Source organism: Nonomuraea ferruginea (assembly GCF_039540635.1).
GTDB classification, from domain to species: domain Bacteria; phylum Actinomycetota; class Actinomycetes; order Streptosporangiales; family Streptosporangiaceae; genus Nonomuraea; species Nonomuraea ferruginea.
Genome location: NZ_BAABFD010000007.1, coordinates 254133 through 271449 on the forward strand (window position 1 = coordinate 254133; position 17317 = coordinate 271449).

A 17317-nucleotide genomic window follows, 5' to 3' on the forward strand; every position below is an offset into this window, starting at 1 on the left:
CGCGCATCGCGGGAACCGGCCGCCGCGGGTTCAGCCGAGGCGGGCGAGTTCCTCCTCGGTGAGCTCCAGCGTCGCGGCGGCGGCGGAGTCGCGGATGGACTCCGGACGGCTCGCGCCGGGGATCGGGATGACGACCGGGCTGCGGGCCAGCTCCCAGGCGAGGCAGACCCGCTGCGGGGAGACGCCGCGTGCCTCTCCGATCTCCGCGAAGGCGTCGCGCAGCTCGCCGGTGCGGCCGATGCCGCCGAGCGGCGACCAGGGCAGGAAGGCGAGGCCGAGCTCGGCGCACACGTCGATCTCCGGCTCGCTGGAGCGGAAGCGCGGCGAGTACTGGTTCTGCACGCTCGCCAGGCGGTCGCCCAGGATGGCGCGGGCGAGCCTGATCTGCTCCGGGTTCGCGTTCGAGATCCCGGCCAGCTCGATCTTGCCGGCGTCGTGCAGGTCCTTCAGCGCGCCGATCGTGTCCTCGTACGGGACCTTCGGGTCGGGCCGGTGGTGCTGGTAGAGCCCGATGCTCTCCACGCCCAGGGCCTTGAGCGACCGGTCGCAGGCCCGCTTGAGGTACTCGGGGCGGCCGTCGACGTCCCAGCCGCCGCCGGGCGTGCGCACGTGGCCGCCCTTGGTCGCCACCAGCACGTCGCCGGCGTCGCCGGACCACAGCGACAGGGCGCGGGCGACCAGCCGCTCGTTGTGGCCGGGATCGTCGTGCGAGGGCGTGTAGGCGTCGGCCGTGTCGATCAGCGTCAGCCCGGCGTCCAGCGCGGCGAGCAGCGTGCGGACCGACTGGTCCTCGTCGGGCATGTGCCCGGCCACCGACATGGGCATCGCGCCGAGCCCGATGGCGCTCACCCGGCGGTTTCCGATGGTACGTGTCTGCATGAGACCAGCTTGTCGCCTGGAGCGCGCTCCAGGTCAACCGGGGGGTGGCCCCGGGTGGTGGCCTTCCGTGCGCGGGTGCGTACGGTACAGACATGTGCAAGCCGAGCCAGGGCGTGACAGACCGGTCATGACCTTTCCCTCCTTCACCTCCACCGAGACCGAGCCGCGCGCCCGTGGCGCGGAGCTCGGCGCCCGCCTGCGCGGCGCCGTCGCCGCCAACCTCGCCGGCTACAACGCCCTGTTCGCCGCCGCCGGGGCCACCGATGGCCAGGTGCGCGCCTGGGGCGAGCGGGCGCTGGAGCGCGCCGCCGGCTGGGCGCCCCACCTGGCTGACGAGATCGGCGGCATCGCGGCCGGCGCGGGGCTGGAGCCGTGGCAGGTCGCCGTGGTCAACGCCCGCACCGAGATCCTGGCCGCGCTCGACGTGGCCGGCCGGGGGGAGTGCTCGACCTCGGTCGTGCTGCCCGGCGACGGCCTGCCCCCGCGCACGGTGCAGACCTGGGACTGGCTCGGCCACCTGCGCGACGCGCCCGTGCTGTGGGCGTACGAGGCCCGCCCCGGGCACGGCGTGCGCACGTTCACCGAGGCGGGGGCGCTGGCCAAGATCGGGGTGAACACGGCGGGCCTGGGCGTCCACTTCAACATCCTGCGCCACGGCGCCGACGGGGCCGATCCCGGCGTGCCCGTCCACCTGATCGCCCGCCGCATCCTGGACGAGGCCGCCACCGTCGAGGAGGCCGCCGACCTCGCCCGCTCCGCCACGGTCTCGGCCTCGACCGTCATCACGGCCGTGACCGCCGGCGGGGCCGGGGCGATCGAGATCTCCCCGGCGGGCGTGGCCGTGGTGCCGCCCGGCCCCGGCGGGGTGCTGCTGCACTGCAACCACTTCCTCGATCCCGCGCTGGCGGAGGGGGAACGGCTCGGCGCCGAGGAGCCCGGCACGTACGCCCGTCTGCGTCATCTGCGCGACCACGCCGCGGAGCTGGGCGGTGAGGACGTCACCGGGCGGGCGCTGGCCATGCTGAGCCACGCGCCCGGCGGGGCGCCCGTGTGCGCCCACCCGGACCCGGCGCTGCCGCTCGGCGAGCGGTGGGAGACGCTCGCGACCATCGGGCTGGACGTGACCGCCGGGCGGCTGCTGGTGCACCAGGGCGGGCCCTGCCAGGTCACCGGGACGACCTGGCAGGTCTTCTGACGGTTGTCAGGCGAACGCGGCGATCCCGGTGAGCGCCTTGCCCAGCACCAGCGTGTGGATCTCCGAGGTGCCCTCGTAGGTCAGCACCGACTCCAGGTTCACCGAGTGCCTGATCACCGGGTACTCCAGGGTGACGCCGCTCGCGCCGAGCAGCGTGCGGCACTTCCTGGCGATGTCGATGGCCTCGCGGACGTTGTTCAGCTTGCCGGCGCTCACCTGCTCGGGGGTGAGCGTGCCGGCCTCCTTCAGCCGCCCGAGATGCACCGCGAGGAGCAGGCCCTTGCCCAGCTCCAGCGCCATGTCGGCGAGCTTCTCCTGGGTGAGCTGGAACGACGAGAGCGGCCTGGCGAACACCTCGCGTTCGGCCGCGTACGCGATCGCCGTCTCCAGGCAGTCGAGCGCCGCGCCCATCGAGCCGAAGATGATCCCGAAGCGCGCCTCGTTCAGGCAGCCGAGCGGCCCGCGCAGCCCTCTGGCCTCGGGGAGCATCGCGTCGGCGGGCAGCCGGACGCCGTCGAGCACCAGCTCGCTGGTCACGCTGGCGCGCAGCGAGATCTTGTGCTTGACGTCGTTGACCGTGAAGCCGGGCGTGCCCGCCGGGACCAGGAAGCCGCGGATGCCGTCGTCCGTCTGGGCCCAGACGACCGCCACGTCGGCGACCGAGCCGTTGGTGATCCACAGCTTGGTGCCGTTCAGCACCCAGTCGCCGCCGTCGCGCTTGGCGTTGGTGCGCATCCGCGCCGGGTCGGAGCCGAAGTCCGGCTCGGTGAGGCCGAAGCAGCCGATGAGCTCGCCGGCCGCCATGCCGGGCAGCCACCGCTGCTTCTGCTCCTCGCTGCCGTACTTCCAGATCGCGTACATGGCCAGCGAGCCCTGCACCGACACCAGGCTGCGCAGCCCGGAGTCGGCGCCCTCCAGCTCCAGACAGGCCAGCCCGTACGAGACCGCGCCCATGCCCGCGCAGCCGTAGCCGTCGAGGTGCATGCCGAGGAGGCCGGTCCCGCCGAGCGTGCGGGCCAGCTCCCTGACGGGCAGCTCCCCGGCCTCGAACCAGTCCGCGACGTGCGGCCGGATCTCCCGGTCGCACACGCGCCTGACCGTGTTCCTGATCTCGCGCTCCTCCTCGGTCAGCAGCGTGTCGAGGGCGAACAGGGCGGTGGGGGAGATCATCCTCCGAGCCTCCGTATTTTGGATCCAATATTGAAAATCCAATATGCCACAGTTAGGGTGCTTTGCCTATGGACGTTCTGAATCTCATCGGCGGCCGCTGGGTCGAGGGGGACGGCGCGGAGTTCGCCTCCGCCAACCCCGCCAGGCCCGCCGAAGTGGTGGCGCGCGGGCGGTTCGCCTCGCCCGCCGAGGTGGAGCGGGCGGTGGCCGCCGCCCGCGAGGCCGCGCCCGGCTGGGCCGCCACCCCGCACCACGCCCGCGCCGCCGTGCTCACCGCCGCCGCCGGCCTCATCGACGACAGCGCCGACGCGTGGGGCGCCGAGCTGGCCCGCGAGGAGGGCAAGACGCTGCCCGAGGCCGTCGCCGAGGTACGGGGCGCGGCCCGCATCCTGCGCTACTACGCGGGCGAGGCCGACCGGGAGAGCGGCGAGGTCTACGCCTCCCCACGGCCGGGCGAGAACGTGCTCGTCGTCCGCAAGCCGATCGGCGTCGCCGGGATGATCACCCCGTTCAACTTCCCGATCGCCATCCCGGCCTGGAAGATCGCCCCCGCGCTCAGCTACGGCAACACCGTCGTGTGGAAGCCGTCCTCGCTGGTGCCGCTGCTGGCCTACCGGCTGGCGCGGGCGCTGACCGAGGCCGGGCTGCCCGGCGGCGTGCTCAACCTCGTCCACGGCGAGGGCGACGCCGGCTCGGCCATCGTGGACCACCCCGGCGTGGACGCGGTGTCGTTCACCGGCTCCACCGCGGTCGGCCGCGCCGTCATCGCCCGCTGCGGCGAGCTGGGCAAGCCCGTGCAGACCGAGATGGGCGGCAAGAACGCCTCGATCGTGCTCGCGGACGCCGACCTCGACCACGCCGCCGAGCAGGTGTGCCTGGGCGCGTTCCGGTCCACCGGCCAGAAGTGCACGGCCACCTCGCGGCTCATCGTGGCCGACCAGGTCGCCGACGAGCTGCTCGAACGGGTCGCCGACCGCGCCGGGCGCCTCGTCGTCGGCGACCCGCTCGAACCGGGCGTCGAGATGGGCCCCCTGGTCAGCTCGGCCGCCCGCGACCGGGTGACGGCCGGCGTGGCGCGCGCCGTGGCCGAGGGCGCCGAGCCGCTGGCCGGCGGCGAGCCGCTGGACCGTGACGGCTGGTTCACGCCGCCGACCGTGCTCGGCCTGCCGGGCACCGGGGTCGACTTCTGGCGCACCGAGCTGTTCGGGCCGGTCGTCGGCGCGGTGCGGGCGTCCGGCGCCGAGGAGGCGCTCGCGCTGGCGAACCTCAGCGACCACGGCCTGTCCGCCGCCGTCTTCACCAGGGACCTCGGCGTCGCGCTGTCGGCCGTCGACCGGCTGGAGGTCGGCGTCCTGCACGTCAACTCCGAGTCGGCGGGCACCTTCCCGCACGTGCCGTTCGGCGGGGCCAAGCAGAGCGGCTTCGGGCCCAAGGAACAGGGCCGGGCGGCCAGGGAGTTCTACACCCGGACGGTGACGGTCTACCTGGGAGCGCCGGCGTGACCGCGCTGGACGGGCTGCTCGTCGCCGACTTCAGCCGGGTCCTGGCCGGGCCGTACGCCACCATGCTGCTCGCCGACCTCGGGGCCGAGGTGGTCAAGGTGGAACGGCCCGGCGCGGGCGACGACACCCGCCACTGGGGCCCGCCCTACGCCCCCGGCGGCGAGGCCACGTACTATCTCGCGGTCAACCGCAACAAGCGGTCGATCGCGCTCGACCTGCGCGACGAGGCGGACCTGGAGGTCGCGCGGGCGCTGGCGGCCCGCGCCGACGTGGTCGTGGACAACTTCAAGCCGGGCACCATGGAGCGGCTCGGCCTCGGCCACGAGACGCTGCGGGCGCTCAACCCCGGGCTGGTCTCCTGCTCGGTCACCGGGTTCGGGTCGGGCGAAGGGGCCGCGCTGCCCGGCTACGACCTGATCGCGCAGGCCGTCGGCGGGCTGATGAGCGTCACCGGCGAGCCCGGCGGCGAGGGCACGAAGGCGGGCGTGGCCGTGGTCGACGTGATCACCGGCCTGCACGCCGCGCTCGGCATCCTCGCGGCCCTGCGCCACCGCGACCGTACCGGCGAGGGCCAGCACGTCGAGGTCTCGCTGCTGTCCTCCGTGCTGTCGGCACTGGCCAACCACTCCTCCGCGTACGCCGCCGCCGGGGTCGTGCCGCGGGCCATGGGCAACCGGCATCCGAGCGTCGTCCCGTACGAGGTGTTCCAGGCCGCCGACCGGCCGATCGTCATCGCGGCCGGGAACGACCGGCAGTTCGTGGCGCTCTGCGAGGTGCTGGAGCGGCCCGACCTCGCCGGGGACGCCGGATACGCCACCAACGCCGGCCGGGTCGCCGCCCGCGACCGGCTCGTGGACGAGCTGAACAAGGCGCTCGCGGCGCGCACCGCCGACGAGTGGTTCGAGCTGCTGACCGCCGCCGGGGTGCCGTGCGGGCCGATCAACGACCTGGCCGCCGCGTTCGCCCTCGCCGGCGAACTCGGCCTGGAGCCCAAGGTGGAGATCGACGGCGTGGGACAGGTCGCCAACCCCATCCGCCTCGGCGTCACCCCGCCCGCCTACCGCCTGCCGCCCCCGGCGCTCGGACAGGACGGGGATTGGGTTCGTGGGATATTGGGGGGATGAGTGCGGATGAGGCGCGGCGCAGGCCGCCGACGGCCCAGCAGTTCGTGCTGGGCGAGCTGCGCCGTGCCATCACCACCGGCCGCCTGCGCCCCGGCGCGCCGATCAGGCAGGACGCGCTGGCCGAGGAGCTCCAGGTCAGCCGCGTCCCGCTGCGCGAGGCGCTGAAGACGCTCCAGGGCGAGGGCCTGGTCCGCTACGAGGCCCACCGGGGCTATTCGGTCGAGACGCTCTCGCTCGACGACCTGCGCGAGGTCTACCGCATCCGCGAGCTGCTGGAGGAGGAGGCCGTGCGCCGCGCGGTGGCCCGGCTCGCCGACGCCGACCTCGACCGGCTGCGGGCCGCGCAGGACGACGTCGAGCGGGCCGCCGACGCGGGCGACGTGCTCGCCATGGCCACCGCCAACCGGCTCTTCCACATGACGCTGTTCGACTGCGCGGGCATGCCCCGGCTGTCCCGCCTGATCAGGACGTTGTGGGACACCACCGACGCCTACCGGTCGATGTACTACGGCGGCCCGGCCAACCGCGAGCGGGTCGTCAAGGAGCACCGCGCCACCCTCGACGCGCTCCGCCGGCGCGACGCCGACGAGGCCGTGGCCACCCTGACGGTCCACCGCGCGCACGCGGTCGCCGAGCTGGAGTCCCTGCTGTCCTGACCTGCGAAGGGACGCGCGCGCACCGTTCTTCGCTTACTGTGCATCTCGGACAGCTCGACACGGAGGATGACGTCGGTCAATGAGCACGCAGGCGCAGGAGCAACTCGGCCCGTACCGGGTGATCGAGAAGATCGGCGAGGGCGGCATGGGCGTCGTGCACCTCGGCCTCGACGGGGCGGGCCACAAGGTCGCGATCAAGGTGCTGCACCCGCACGTGGCCGCCGATCTCAAGGCCCGCGACCGGCTCTTCCGCGAGGTCGACGCGATGCGGCGGGTGCGCAGCCGGTACGTCGCCGAGGTGGTCGGCGCGGAGCTCACGAGCGGGCAGCCGTTCGTGGTGACCCGGTTCGTCCCCGGCCGCACGCTGGAGGAGACCGTGCTGACCCAGGGGCCGCTGGAGGCCCGCGAGGTCATCAGGCTCGCCCTCGGGCTGTGCCGAGCGCTGGTCGACATCCACGCGGCCGGCGTGATCCACCGCGACCTCAAGCCTTCCAACGTCATGCTGTCCGGCGGCGAGCCGCTGGTCATCGACTTCGGCATCGCGCACCTGGTGGACGCGGTCCGGCTGACGCGGACGGGCATGTTCGTCGGCACGCCCGGCTATCTGGCCCCGGAGATCATCCGCGGCATGCAGATCACCCAGGCGGCCGACGTGCACGCGCTGGCCTCGACGGTGTTCTTCGCCGCCACGGGGCTGCCGCCGTTCGGGACGGGGACGTTCGAGGCGGTCTGCTACAACACGATGGAAGGGCGGGCGCAGCTCGACCGGGCCCCGGCCTGGCTGCGCGGCTGGCTGAGCCGGGCGCTGGAGATCGACCCGGTGGCCCGGCCCCGCGCGGGGGAGCTGCTGCGGATGGCCGAGGCGCTCGATCCGGCGGGCGGCGCGGACCGCACCCGAGTCATGGACCCCGCCTCCGCGTCGGGTCACTCCTCCTCTGCGGCTTCCGCGGCCCCCGCCTCCACTGCCAGGCTCGCCTCTTCGTCGGGCTCCGTCTCCTCGTCCGGTCCTGCCTCCTCGTCTGGGCCCCTCTCCTCGTCTGGGCCCCTCTCCTCGGCTGGACCCCTCTCCTCGTCCGGCCCCGTCTCCTCGTCCGGCCCCGTCGCCCGGGCGGGCATCGGTCCGTACGGGAAGACCGTGTCCGATCTGCTGCCGCCTGTCGAGTACGCGGCGAGCGCGCCGGAGGAGGGCGGCCCGCGGAAATGGCCGCGTCTCCGGTCTGCGGAGCGCCGCCCGTCCCCGCCGCCGTCCCCGTCTCAGCCTTTCGAGCTCCGGAGGTTCCTGGCCGGCAGCGACTTCGTCGGCGTGCTCATCCTCGTGACGCTGGTGTCGATGACCGTCATCATGCCGGTCGCCGTGGGCCTGGCGATGGCGGCGCTCGCGCTGGCGCTGCGCGCCGGCGACCACTTCCTCGACGAGCACCGGCAGCCGCTGGTCAGGGCCGCGCTCGTGGCGCTCGGCCACACGCTCCTGGCGCTGGCGTTCGGCATGGCCGCCGCGGTGTTCCTGCACTGGGCCGGCCCGCTGAGCGCCGGCCACGTGGACTCCCTGGCCGCGGGCGCGTTCACACTGGGCCTGTTCGTGCTGCCGGGCGCGGGCGCGGTGCGGCGGGCCGCCTCGCGGATCCTCGCCCGACTGCTGCCAGGTCACCGCGCGACCGTGATGTCGGCGGCCGTGATGGGACCGATCGCGCTGATCTCGTTGATCGCCCTCGTGATCCCGGGGTAGCGACTGCTGACCGGCCAGGTCAATGTGAGTCAAGCGCACATTTCTGTACACCCTCCGCTTTCCATATGCGTCTATATCCCGTTCAGTCCTGCTGTTCACGGGAGACGCATCGATGCACATCCGTTCCCTGGCCGGGGCCGTCACCGCCGTGGCCGCGATCCTGTCCGTGGGCGTCGCCGCACCGGCGACCGCCGCCGACCGGCCGTCAGGCCTGCCCAAGGGCGCCATCGCCACGAAGGTGGTGAAGATCGTCGACGGGGACACGATCGACGTCATGCGCAAGGGGAAGAAGATCCGGGTCCGGCTCCTGGAGGTCGACACCCCCGAACGGGGCCAGTGCTGGTTCCAGACGGCGACCGACCGGACCGCCGCGCTGCTGCCGCTCGGCAAGACCGCCTACCTCGTACGGGACAAGGACCCGAAGGACCGGTACGGCCGCTGGCTCTACTACGTGTGGAACGCCAAGGGCGTGCACGTCAACCGCAACCTGGTCCGCTACGGCTACGGCAAGGCGGTGCTGTACAAGCCGAACGACCGCTACATCAAAATCATGCGCGCCGAGCAGCGCAAGGCCCAGAAGCAGCGGCTGCGCATCTGGTCGGGCAAGTGCGACAAGGGCGCCGCGCCCACGTCCACGCCGGCCCCCAAGGCCACCAAGACCCCGAAGCCGACGAAGACCCCGAAGCCCGGCACCGACCCGCGCTTCCGCACCTGCGGCGACGCGAACGCCGCCGGCTACGGCCCGTACCAGCGTGGCCGCGACCCCGAGTACGCCTGGTACCAGGACCGCGACGGCGACGGCCTCGTCTGCGAGCGCTGACCCCGCGGGCGAGCCGACCCGGGGCCACCGGGTTCTGTCGGAGACGATCTCTACGGTGTGCGGCATGACGACACACCTCCCCGGCGACGGGGCGTGGCCCCGCGTGCGCAGGGCCATCACCACCGGCGACCCCGCCCTGGTCGCGGACGCCGTGCTGTCCCTCGACGAGGCCGGGCGCCGCGAGGTGGCCGACGGGCTGCCCGGCCACATCGGCGTCGCCAGGAAGGCGGTGACCGAACGCGACCGGCGCCGGGGCGTGTGGACCGACGGCGAGGAATGGATCGAGCCCATGCGGGTCGCCGGCGCGGGCGTGCTCGGCGGTGCGGCGGCCGTCGCGACCTGGCTCTACCGCCGCGACTTCACCCGCTGGCGGCGCCCGCTCGACTCCGGGCCGCTGCTGCGGGTGATCGCCGCACGGCCGCCGCGCTGGCAGGCCGATCTCGCCGCGCGGCTGGCTCTGCGGCTGCGCGGCAGCCGCGCCCAGGCTCGCGACGACAGCGTGCCGCTGGCCCTGGAGCTGCTGCGCCGCTCCGGCGCCGTGCCGCCCGACCACGACCCCCTCACGGTCGCCTGGGTGTCCCAGCCCCCGGACCTGGAGCACGACCCGCTGGCCGGCCACCTCGTGCCCCGGTTGTTCGAGGCCGAGGGCGTGGGCCGGGCGCTGCGCGAGGACAACGTCGACCCGCCCTCCTGGGATGCCAGCCGCCGCACCTGGCTCGGCGCGCTGCGCGACGCGGTCGCGGCCGGCCGGCTCGACCCGGAGCCGCTGGTCGACGGCTGCTTGAGCCGGTTCCTGCGCGGCGGTGACGCCACCGACCTGCGGTTCTTCGCCCGTCTGCACGAGATGTTGGCCCCTGAGCCGAGCGAGCGGCGCGTCCCCGACTACCTGCGGCTGCTGCCCGCCTCGCCGGGCGCGGTGGCGGAGCTGGCGCTGCGGCAGCTCCGCGGCGCCGGCGGGCTGAGCGGCGCGGATCTCGGCGAGGCGGTGGCGGCGCTAATGTTCCGCCCCGAGGGCAAGTTCGTGCGCGCCGGCCTGACCCTGCTCGACCGGGCCGCCCGAGACGCGGCCGGCGACCTCGACGACCTCGCCCCCGCGCTCGCCTCGGCGTTCCTGTGCGAGTCGTACGAGGTACGCGAGCGGGCGGTGCGCCTGGCCGTCAAGCACGCGGCGCGGTTCACGCCCGCCGGGGCCGAGGCCGTGCGCGAGGCCGCGGGCGTGCTGCCCGCGGAGCTGGCGGCGCGGCTGCCGGAGGCGTACGGCGCGGTGGCGGCCGAGCCGGAGCCGGCCGACGACTTCGAGCTCGTGCCGCTGCCGCCGTTCGAGCCGGCGGCCCGTGAGCCGTTCCCGCCGCCGCTCGGCGACCTGACCGCCGCCTACGACAAGGTCGGCGACGGCATCGTCTTCGAACGGTGGCTCGACGGCTTCGTCCGCGACCCGTCCAAGCGGCCCCGCCCCGGCCAGGGCCGGATCTACGAGCGGCCCCACTGGTGCCACTTGGCCGAGTGGACCGAGGCGCTGCTGCGCGAGGCCGCCGACCCCGGGGCGGAACCCCCGGTGCGCCCTCGTGCCGGCCACGCCGCCGAGTGCGACACGGACACCGGCTTCGACCGGCTGCCGGCCCCCGGTCACGTCTCGGCACCCCACTACGCCATGCTGCTGCGCTGCGCCGAGATCCACGCGGCGCTGAAGGCCGGCACGCTGCCGCCGTACCTGCTGGCCACCCCCACCCTGACCTCCGGCCACCTCGACCCCGCCGAGCTGGTGGCGCGTGTCGAGGGGTACGAACGGGCCGGTGCCGAGGCCCTTCCCGCCGACCTGGGGCAGGCGCTCCTGCGGCTGCCGCGCGAGGTGGACCCGGAGGTGATCGACCGCGCCGGGAAGCTCACCTCGGAAGCGGGCGCGACGCTGGCGCGCCGGCTGGCCGCCCGCCCGGAGCCGGAGCTGCGCGTGGACTGGTCCCACGCCAACGGTGACTACACGCACGACCGGCAGCGGGGTGAGCACAGCCCGCGGCTGCGCCCGCGCATCCGGGTCGAGCCGACCGGGCTGGCGCTGGTCGACACGCTGCTGTCCGATCCGCGCCCCTGGACGTTCGAGGACCACGGCCGCTACATGGAGTCCTGGCGGCTGACGCTGCCCTCGGACCGGGAGGCGGTGGCCATGCACCTTCTGCCGCACCTGCTCAACATCTGGGAGCGGCCCGGCTACTTCCACCGCTACGTGGCCGCGCTGTTCTCCCAGGACGGGCCGGTGGGCGAGGCGACCGCGCTGCTGATCGCCGCCCAGGTGGCCGAGCGCGGCCGGGACCTGCTGCTGAGCGCCGCCGCCGCCGGGCTCCTGCCCGCCGTGGAGTGCGGCCGGCAGCTCGGGCTGTGCCTGCGCAGGGACGTGGCCAGAATGAGCGACGTGCGCGCGATCCTGGAGGAGTGCGCCGAACGGGGCGCCCACCGGGAGGTGTGGCAGATCATGACCGGACTGCTGGCGGTCTATCTGCCGGGGCCGGACGAGCGGCCGCACGCCTCACACACCCAGGCGCTCTCGTTCGCGATCGACGCCGCCCGCCGGGCGGGGGCGCGCGGCCCGCTCCCCGCCGCCGAGGAGGCGGCGGCGCGCAAGGGGGCGAGCCGCTTCGTACGGACCGCCCGCGCCCTGCACGCCCAACTCGGCGGATGATCGGCTCAGCCCCGGGCCTGTGCCAGCGGGAGGCGAGGTGACCTGATCGGCTCACTCCTGGGTCTAGGCCAGGAGGAGGTTGAGCACCAGGGCAGTGATCTGATCGGCTCAGCCCCGGGCCTGGGCCGGGGGGAGGCGAGGTGATCTGATCGGCTCAGCTCTGGGCTTGGGCCAGGGGGAGGCGTAGCACCAGGCGGGCGCCGCCGGGGTGGTCGGCGACGTAGAGGTCGCCGCCGTAGGCCTGGGCGATCTCGCGGCCGATCGCCAGGCCGAAGCCGGACCCGCGCGGGTCCTTCGCGCGCGCGTCGGCGCGGCGGTACATGCGGTGGAACACCTTCTCGCGATCCGCCGGCGGGATGCCGGGACCGTCGTCGATGACCTCCAGGAAGGCGGACGGCGGGTCGGCGGTCACGACGATCTCGATCTTGCTCGTGGTGTGCCGCTCGGCATTGGCGACCAGGTTGGACAGGACCCTGGCCAGCCGGACCCGCGAGGCCCGGACCACCACGCCCGGGTCGAGCCGGGTGATCACCTCGCCGCTCGGCGGGTGCTCCTCCAGCTCCTGCACGACCAGCCGGCCCAGGTCGACGCGGTCGGTCGCGGGCGGCGTCGCCGTGTAGAGGCGGGCCAGGGCCAGCAGGTCGCCGACGATGGCGTCGAGCCGCTCGACGTCCCGGTGCAGTTTGCGCAGGGTCGGGTGCATGCCGGCGTCCGACTCGGTGAGCGCGACCTCCAGCTCGGTCATCAGCCCGGTGATCGGGTTGCGCAGGTCGTGGGTGGCGTCGAACAGGAACCGCTGCTGGTGCTCGATGGCCTCGTGCAGCGCCGACACGGTCTGCTGCTCCTGCCGGTACGCCTGTTTCAGCCGGGAGCTGAGCTCCACCAGGTCGCGGGCGCGGCGGTGGATGTGCGGCTCCAGCTCGTCGCCGTCGTCGCGGGCGTCCGGCGCGGCCCCCAGCAGGGGCGTGATGTCCTCGGCCCAGCACATGATCCAGCTCAGCCGCCTGTCCCGGTCGAAGACCGGCACGTGCACCAGGTTCCAGTGGTGCTCCTCCAGCTCGCCCCGCCGCTCGGCCTCGACGTCGTGCCGGACCAGGGGGATGACGTCCACTTCTCCCGTGCTCGTCACCTGCTCCAGCGAGGTGCGCAGGGCTTCCACGAACCCCGGAGGGCTGGCGAACGCGGTCAGGATGGACCGCCCGACGACCTCCTCCCGGGTGCGGCGGGTCGCCCTCAGGCAGGCGTCGTTGACGGCCACGATGACCAGATCCGGCGTCACCACCGTGCACGGCGTCGGAATCGCGTCGAACACCGCCGCGTAGTCGAGCTTGGCCCCCATCGCACATCCCCCTCGACCCCTCCTACCCCGAAAAGGCCGTTGAGGTGCGAAAACAGGGCAACCATCACCAGCGGACCGGCACCCGCTCCAGCCCGCCGACGATCAGGCCCTCGCGGCGCTCCAGCTCTCCGTGCGGCACGGCCAGCGCCAGCGACGGCAGCCGCTCCAGCAGCACCTTGAGCACGGTCTGCAGCTCGACGCGGGCCAGCGCCTGGCCCAGGCAGGAGTGCGGGCCGACGCCGAAGGTGACGTGCGCGTTCGGCGCGCGGTCCAGCCGCAGCTCGCCGGCCTGTTCGAAGCGCCGCTCGTCGCGGTTGGCCGCGGCCAGGCTGCACACCACGGTGGTGCCCTTCGGCAGGGTCTCGCCCGCGACCTCGACCTCCTCGCTGAGGTAGCGCGGCATCCCGAAGCCCGGGTTGGCGTCGAAGCGCAGGACCTCCTCCACGGCCGGCGGGATCAGCGACGGGTCGGCCAGCAGCGCCTCCCAGCGGGAGCGGTCGGCCAGCAGCATCGACGCCATCTTGCCGATCATGTTGGCGGTGGTCTCGTGCCCGGCGACCAGCAGGCCCTTGGCCGTGCTCAGCATGAGCCGCTCGGTCAGGCGGCCGTCCAGCCCTTCGACCATCGCGAGCAGCTCGCTGATCAGGTCGTCGCCCGGCCCCGCCCGCTTGGCCTCGACGAGCGCGACGAGATAGGCGTCGAACTCGGCCTGGGCGGCGTCGATCTCGGCGGCGCCGTACCGGGTCATGCTGAGCAAGGTGTCGGACCAGTACGAGAACCGGTCGCGGTCGGTGTCGGGCACGCCGAGCAGGTCGCAGATCGCCCAGACCGGCAGCGGGAACCCGACGCCCGAGACGAGGTCGGCCGGCTGCCCCCGCGCGGCCATCTCCTCGACCAGGTGCCCGGCCATGGCCTCGATCCTGGGCCGCATCGCGGTCACCCGCCTGGCGGTGAACGCCCGGCCGACGAGCTGCCGCCAGGCCCGGTGCTCGTCACCGGTCATGGAGCGGCCGAGCGAGCCGAACACGCCGCCGGACTCCTGGGCGGTGGCCCGGGCGGCGTCGGGGGCGTCGAGCTGCCGGGTGAAGCGCGGGTCGGACAGGACCTGCCTGACGTCGTCGTACCGGGTCAGCAGCAGCGCCCGGTCACCGCTCGCCAGCCTGATGGGCGCCACCGGGCAGCTCCGCCGCAGCTCGGCCCACTCCGGCGGCGGCTCCAGCGCGCTGGGATTGCGGAACGGGTAGGCGGGTGGCTCATTCACGTCGATCTCCCTCGGACGACGACTCACCACCCAGGGTTTACCCCGAACACGGGTCAGCCGACGCCCAGCAGGGCGTGGTGCGGCCGTCCGAGTCGGTGGGGGGAGCCGTGCCGGTGACCGCACTCTACAGATCACTGTGCCAACGTCAATAGTTTGTAGTCCTTCCTAGCCCTCCTCGACCTCGATCGCGGCCCCCGGGCACACGGCCGCGGCCTCGCGCACCGCGGCGTGCCGCTCCTCGCCCGGCTCGGCGTCCAGCAGGACGACGATGCCGTCCTCGTCACGCTGGTCGAACACCTCCGGCGCGAGCAGCACGCACTGACCGGCGCCGCAGCAGCTGTCCTCGTCGACGACGACCTTCATGGGATTCCCCTCTCGATTCTCGGATCACCAGCGGACCGGGACCGTGCGCAGGCCCCCGACGGCCAGCCCTTCCACCCGCTCCAGCTCCGCCGCGGGCACGGCCAGCTCCAGCGACGGCAGCTTGCGCAGCAGCACCTCCAGCACGACCTGCAGCTCGGTGCGGGCCAGCGCCTGGCCCAGGCAGGAGTGCGCGCCGGCGCCGAACGCCAGGTGCGGGTTGGGCGTGCGGCCCAGGTCCATCTCACCGGCGGCGTCGAAGGCGCTCTCGTCGCGGTTGGCCGCCGCCATGCTGCACACCACGGTGGTGCCCTTGGGCAGGTGGACGCCGCTGACCTCGGTCTCGTCGCGCAGGTAGCGCGGCAGGCCGAAGCCGGAGTTGGCGTCCATCCGCAGCGTCTCCTCCACCGCGGTACGGATCAGCGACGGGTCGGCCAGCAGCCGCTCCCACCGCGTCCGGTCGTCCAGCAGCATGGCGACCATCTTGCCGATCATGTTGGCGGTGGTCTCGTGCCCGGCGACCAGCAGCCCCATCCCGGTGACCAGCACCTGGAGATCGGTCAGCCCGCCCTCCTCAGGGCCGCCCGCCGCGAGCAGCTCGCTCAGCACGTCGTCGCCCGGCTCGGCCCGCTTCGCCGCGAGATGGTCGGACATGTACTGGAAGAACTCGCCCTGGGCGGCGTCGATCTCGGCCTTGTCGTAACGGGTCAGGTTGAGCAGCGTGTCGGACCAGTACGCGAACCGCTCCCGGTCCTCCGCTGGCACGCCCAGGATGTCGCAGATCACGTACACCGGCAGCGGGAACCCCAGCGCGGCCCGCAGGTCGCCGGGCGCGCCGCGCTTCACCATGTCGTCGATGAGCTCCTCGGCCATCGCCGCCATCGACGGCCGCAGGGCGGCCATCCGCTTGGCGGTGAACCACCGGCCGACCAGGCGCCGCCAGTGCAGGTGCTCCTCGCCGCCGTCGGGGATGATCTGCGCCATCTCGCTGTTGAACAGCCCGCCGTCGTCGGTGGCCGACAGCCGGGCCGCGTCGGGCGCGGTGAGCAGGCGGGTGAAACGCGGGTCGGCGAGCACCTGCTTGACGTCCGCGTACCTGGTCAGCAACGTCGCCTGGTCGCCGCTGGGCAGCTTCACGTGGGCCACCGGGCACTCACCGCGCAGCTCGGCCCACTCCGTGGGCGGCTCCAGCGCCGCCTCGCTGGGGATCGGGTAGCTCAGGTCCTGCTTCATTCGTCATCTCCTCCGTACGGATGATTCATCAGGACGAGCCGGTCGTCAGGCGAGCGCGCGCTGCCTCAGCAGACGCGCCTGCTTGGCCATGTTCCAGCCGAGCACCCCCGTGACCCGCCCGCCCTCGCGGTAGAGGGCGGCGAAGCGGCGCTCCGACGGGTCGCCTTCGGCGACGCTCAGCTCGGCCTCCGGCGACGGCAGCCCGTGCGTCTGGATCTTGACGTCGTACTGGTCGGTCCAGAAGTACGGGATCGGCACGTACGGGCGATCGGCGCCGAGCAGGTTGGCCGCGACGACCTGGGCCTGCTCGGTGGCGTTCGTCCGGTTCTCCAGCCGCAGCCTCCTGTGGAGCCCTTCGTGCCAGAAGGAGGCCACGTCGCCCACGGCGTAGACCCCGTCGGCGGCGCGGCAGCGCGCGTCGCACGCCACCCCGTCACCCAGCACCAGCCCACTGCCCTCCAGCCAGCCGGTGGCGGGCCGGCACCCGACGGCCACCACGACCGCCTCTGCGGGCAGCAACTCCCCGGTCATCAGCCGCACCCCGCTGACCCGCCCGCCGTCCACCGGCCCGCCGGTCGTCGGCCCGCCGTCCATCGGCCCGCTGGTTGTCGGCCCGCCGTCCGCCGGCCTGCCACGTACCGGCCCGCCAGTCGCCGGCTTGTCGTTCACCGGCCCGCTGGTCGCTGGTTTGTCGCTCACGAAGCCGGAGACCTCGGCGCCGAGTCGCAGGCGGACGCCGCGTTCGGCGTGCAGCCGGGTGAGCATGCCGCCGACCTCGGCGCCGACCTGCTCGCCCAGCAGGGTGTGCCCCATCCCGGCGAGGGTGACGTCCAGGCCCAGGCCGCGGGCGGTGGCGGCGACCTCGGCCCCCAGCACCCCTTCGCCCACGACGACCAGCCGAGGGCCTTCCGCCAGGTGCGCGCGCAGGGCGACGGCGTCGTCCATGCCGCGTAGCACGTGCACGCCCGCGAGCCCGTCCTGGCCGGGCAGCCGGGCGGGGGCCAGGCCGGTGGCGATCACCACGGCGTCCGCGCGATGCACGCGCCCGGACCCGTCGGTGACGGCCCGCGCCTCCGCGTCGAACGCGGCGGCGGGCTCGCCCAGGATCAGCTCGGCGTCCAGCGCCTCCAGCTTGGCCACGTCACGCAGCTGGGCCCGGGACGGCTCCCACTCGCCGGCCAGGACCTGCTTCGACAGCGGCGGCCGGTCGTAGGGGAGCCGGGCCTCGGCGTCCAGCAGCGTCAGCCGCCCCCCGTAGCCGAGCCGCCGCAGCGCCTCCGCCGTGCTCAGCCCGGCGGCCGACGCGCCGACGATCAGGATGCTCCGGGGGGTGGTCAAGGGACACACGTCCGCATATGGCGATCCTTCCGCTCGTCCT

Annotated in this window: 14 protein-coding genes; 7 read left to right on the top strand and 7 right to left on the bottom strand. The window is 74.0% G+C overall.

Features of this window, described 5'->3' with window-relative positions:
- Positions 1–30: 30 nt before the first annotated feature.
- A complete protein-coding gene (locus ABD999_RS15965) occupies positions 31–879 on the bottom strand; it encodes an aldo/keto reductase (RefSeq protein WP_271280453.1) in 849 nt (282 codons plus the stop codon).
- 127 nt (positions 880–1006) lie between these two features.
- Here ABD999_RS15965 and ABD999_RS15970 point away from each other — a divergent pair, with 127 nt between their 5' ends.
- Positions 1007–2074, top strand: coding sequence for a C45 family autoproteolytic acyltransferase/hydrolase (locus ABD999_RS15970; protein ID WP_271280452.1), 1068 nt, complete (start codon positions 1007–1009; stop codon positions 2072–2074).
- Between the two features lie 6 nt (positions 2075–2080).
- On the opposite strand, the gene ABD999_RS15975 is transcribed toward ABD999_RS15970, so the two are convergent.
- Complete coding sequence (locus ABD999_RS15975; protein WP_271280451.1) at positions 2081–3244, bottom strand: acyl-CoA dehydrogenase family protein; 1164 nt, start codon at positions 3242–3244, stop codon at positions 2081–2083.
- Between the two features lie 68 nt (positions 3245–3312).
- Between ABD999_RS15975 and ABD999_RS15980 the strand changes: the two genes are divergently transcribed.
- From ABD999_RS15980 to ABD999_RS16005, 6 genes are all read left to right on the top strand, one after another.
- Complete coding sequence (locus ABD999_RS15980; RefSeq protein ID WP_345482767.1) at positions 3313–4746, top strand: aldehyde dehydrogenase family protein; 1434 nt, start codon at positions 3313–3315, stop codon at positions 4744–4746.
- Positions 4743–5870, top strand: a complete 1128-nt coding sequence (locus ABD999_RS15985) for a CaiB/BaiF CoA transferase family protein (protein ID WP_271275038.1) — start codon at positions 4743–4745, stop codon at positions 5868–5870. Before ABD999_RS15980 ends, ABD999_RS15985 begins: the two co-directional genes overlap by 4 nt.
- A complete protein-coding gene (locus ABD999_RS15990; RefSeq protein ID WP_219545256.1) occupies positions 5867–6526 on the top strand; it encodes a GntR family transcriptional regulator in 660 nt (219 codons plus the stop codon). The genes ABD999_RS15985 and ABD999_RS15990 overlap by 4 nt, the downstream gene beginning before the upstream one ends.
- Positions 6527–6605: 79 nt before the next feature.
- Entirely contained in the window at positions 6606–8252 is a 1647-nt protein-coding gene (locus ABD999_RS15995) for a serine/threonine-protein kinase (RefSeq protein WP_271275037.1), read from the top strand.
- Between the two features lie 112 nt (positions 8253–8364).
- A complete protein-coding gene (locus ABD999_RS16000; protein ID WP_271275036.1) occupies positions 8365–9072 on the top strand; it encodes a thermonuclease family protein in 708 nt (235 codons plus the stop codon).
- 64 nt (positions 9073–9136) lie between these two features.
- A complete protein-coding gene (locus ABD999_RS16005; protein WP_271275035.1) occupies positions 9137–11746 on the top strand; it encodes a DUF7824 domain-containing protein in 2610 nt (869 codons plus the stop codon).
- A 154-nt stretch (positions 11747–11900) separates the two neighbouring features.
- Here ABD999_RS16005 and ABD999_RS16010 read toward each other — a convergent pair whose 3' ends face one another.
- The 5 genes from ABD999_RS16010 to ABD999_RS16030 form a co-directional block, all read right to left on the bottom strand.
- A complete protein-coding gene (locus ABD999_RS16010) occupies positions 11901–13085 on the bottom strand; it encodes a PAS domain-containing sensor histidine kinase (RefSeq protein WP_271275034.1) in 1185 nt (394 codons plus the stop codon).
- A 64-nt stretch (positions 13086–13149) separates the two neighbouring features.
- Positions 13150–14352: a cytochrome P450 gene (locus ABD999_RS16015; RefSeq protein WP_378525171.1), complete on the bottom strand. Its 1203-nt coding sequence runs from the start codon at positions 14350–14352 to the stop codon at positions 13150–13152.
- 159 nt (positions 14353–14511) lie between these two features.
- The gene (locus ABD999_RS16020; RefSeq protein WP_271275032.1) at positions 14512–14709 is read right to left on the bottom strand and encodes a ferredoxin; all 198 of its coding nucleotides are present in this window, start codon (positions 14707–14709) and stop codon (positions 14512–14514) included.
- Between the two features lie 24 nt (positions 14710–14733).
- Entirely contained in the window at positions 14734–15939 is a 1206-nt protein-coding gene (locus tag ABD999_RS16025) for a cytochrome P450 (RefSeq protein WP_271275031.1), read from the bottom strand.
- A 45-nt stretch (positions 15940–15984) separates the two neighbouring features.
- A complete protein-coding gene (locus ABD999_RS16030; RefSeq protein ID WP_271275030.1) occupies positions 15985–17277 on the bottom strand; it encodes an NAD(P)/FAD-dependent oxidoreductase in 1293 nt (430 codons plus the stop codon).
- Between the last annotated feature and the right edge of the window lie 40 nt (positions 17278–17317).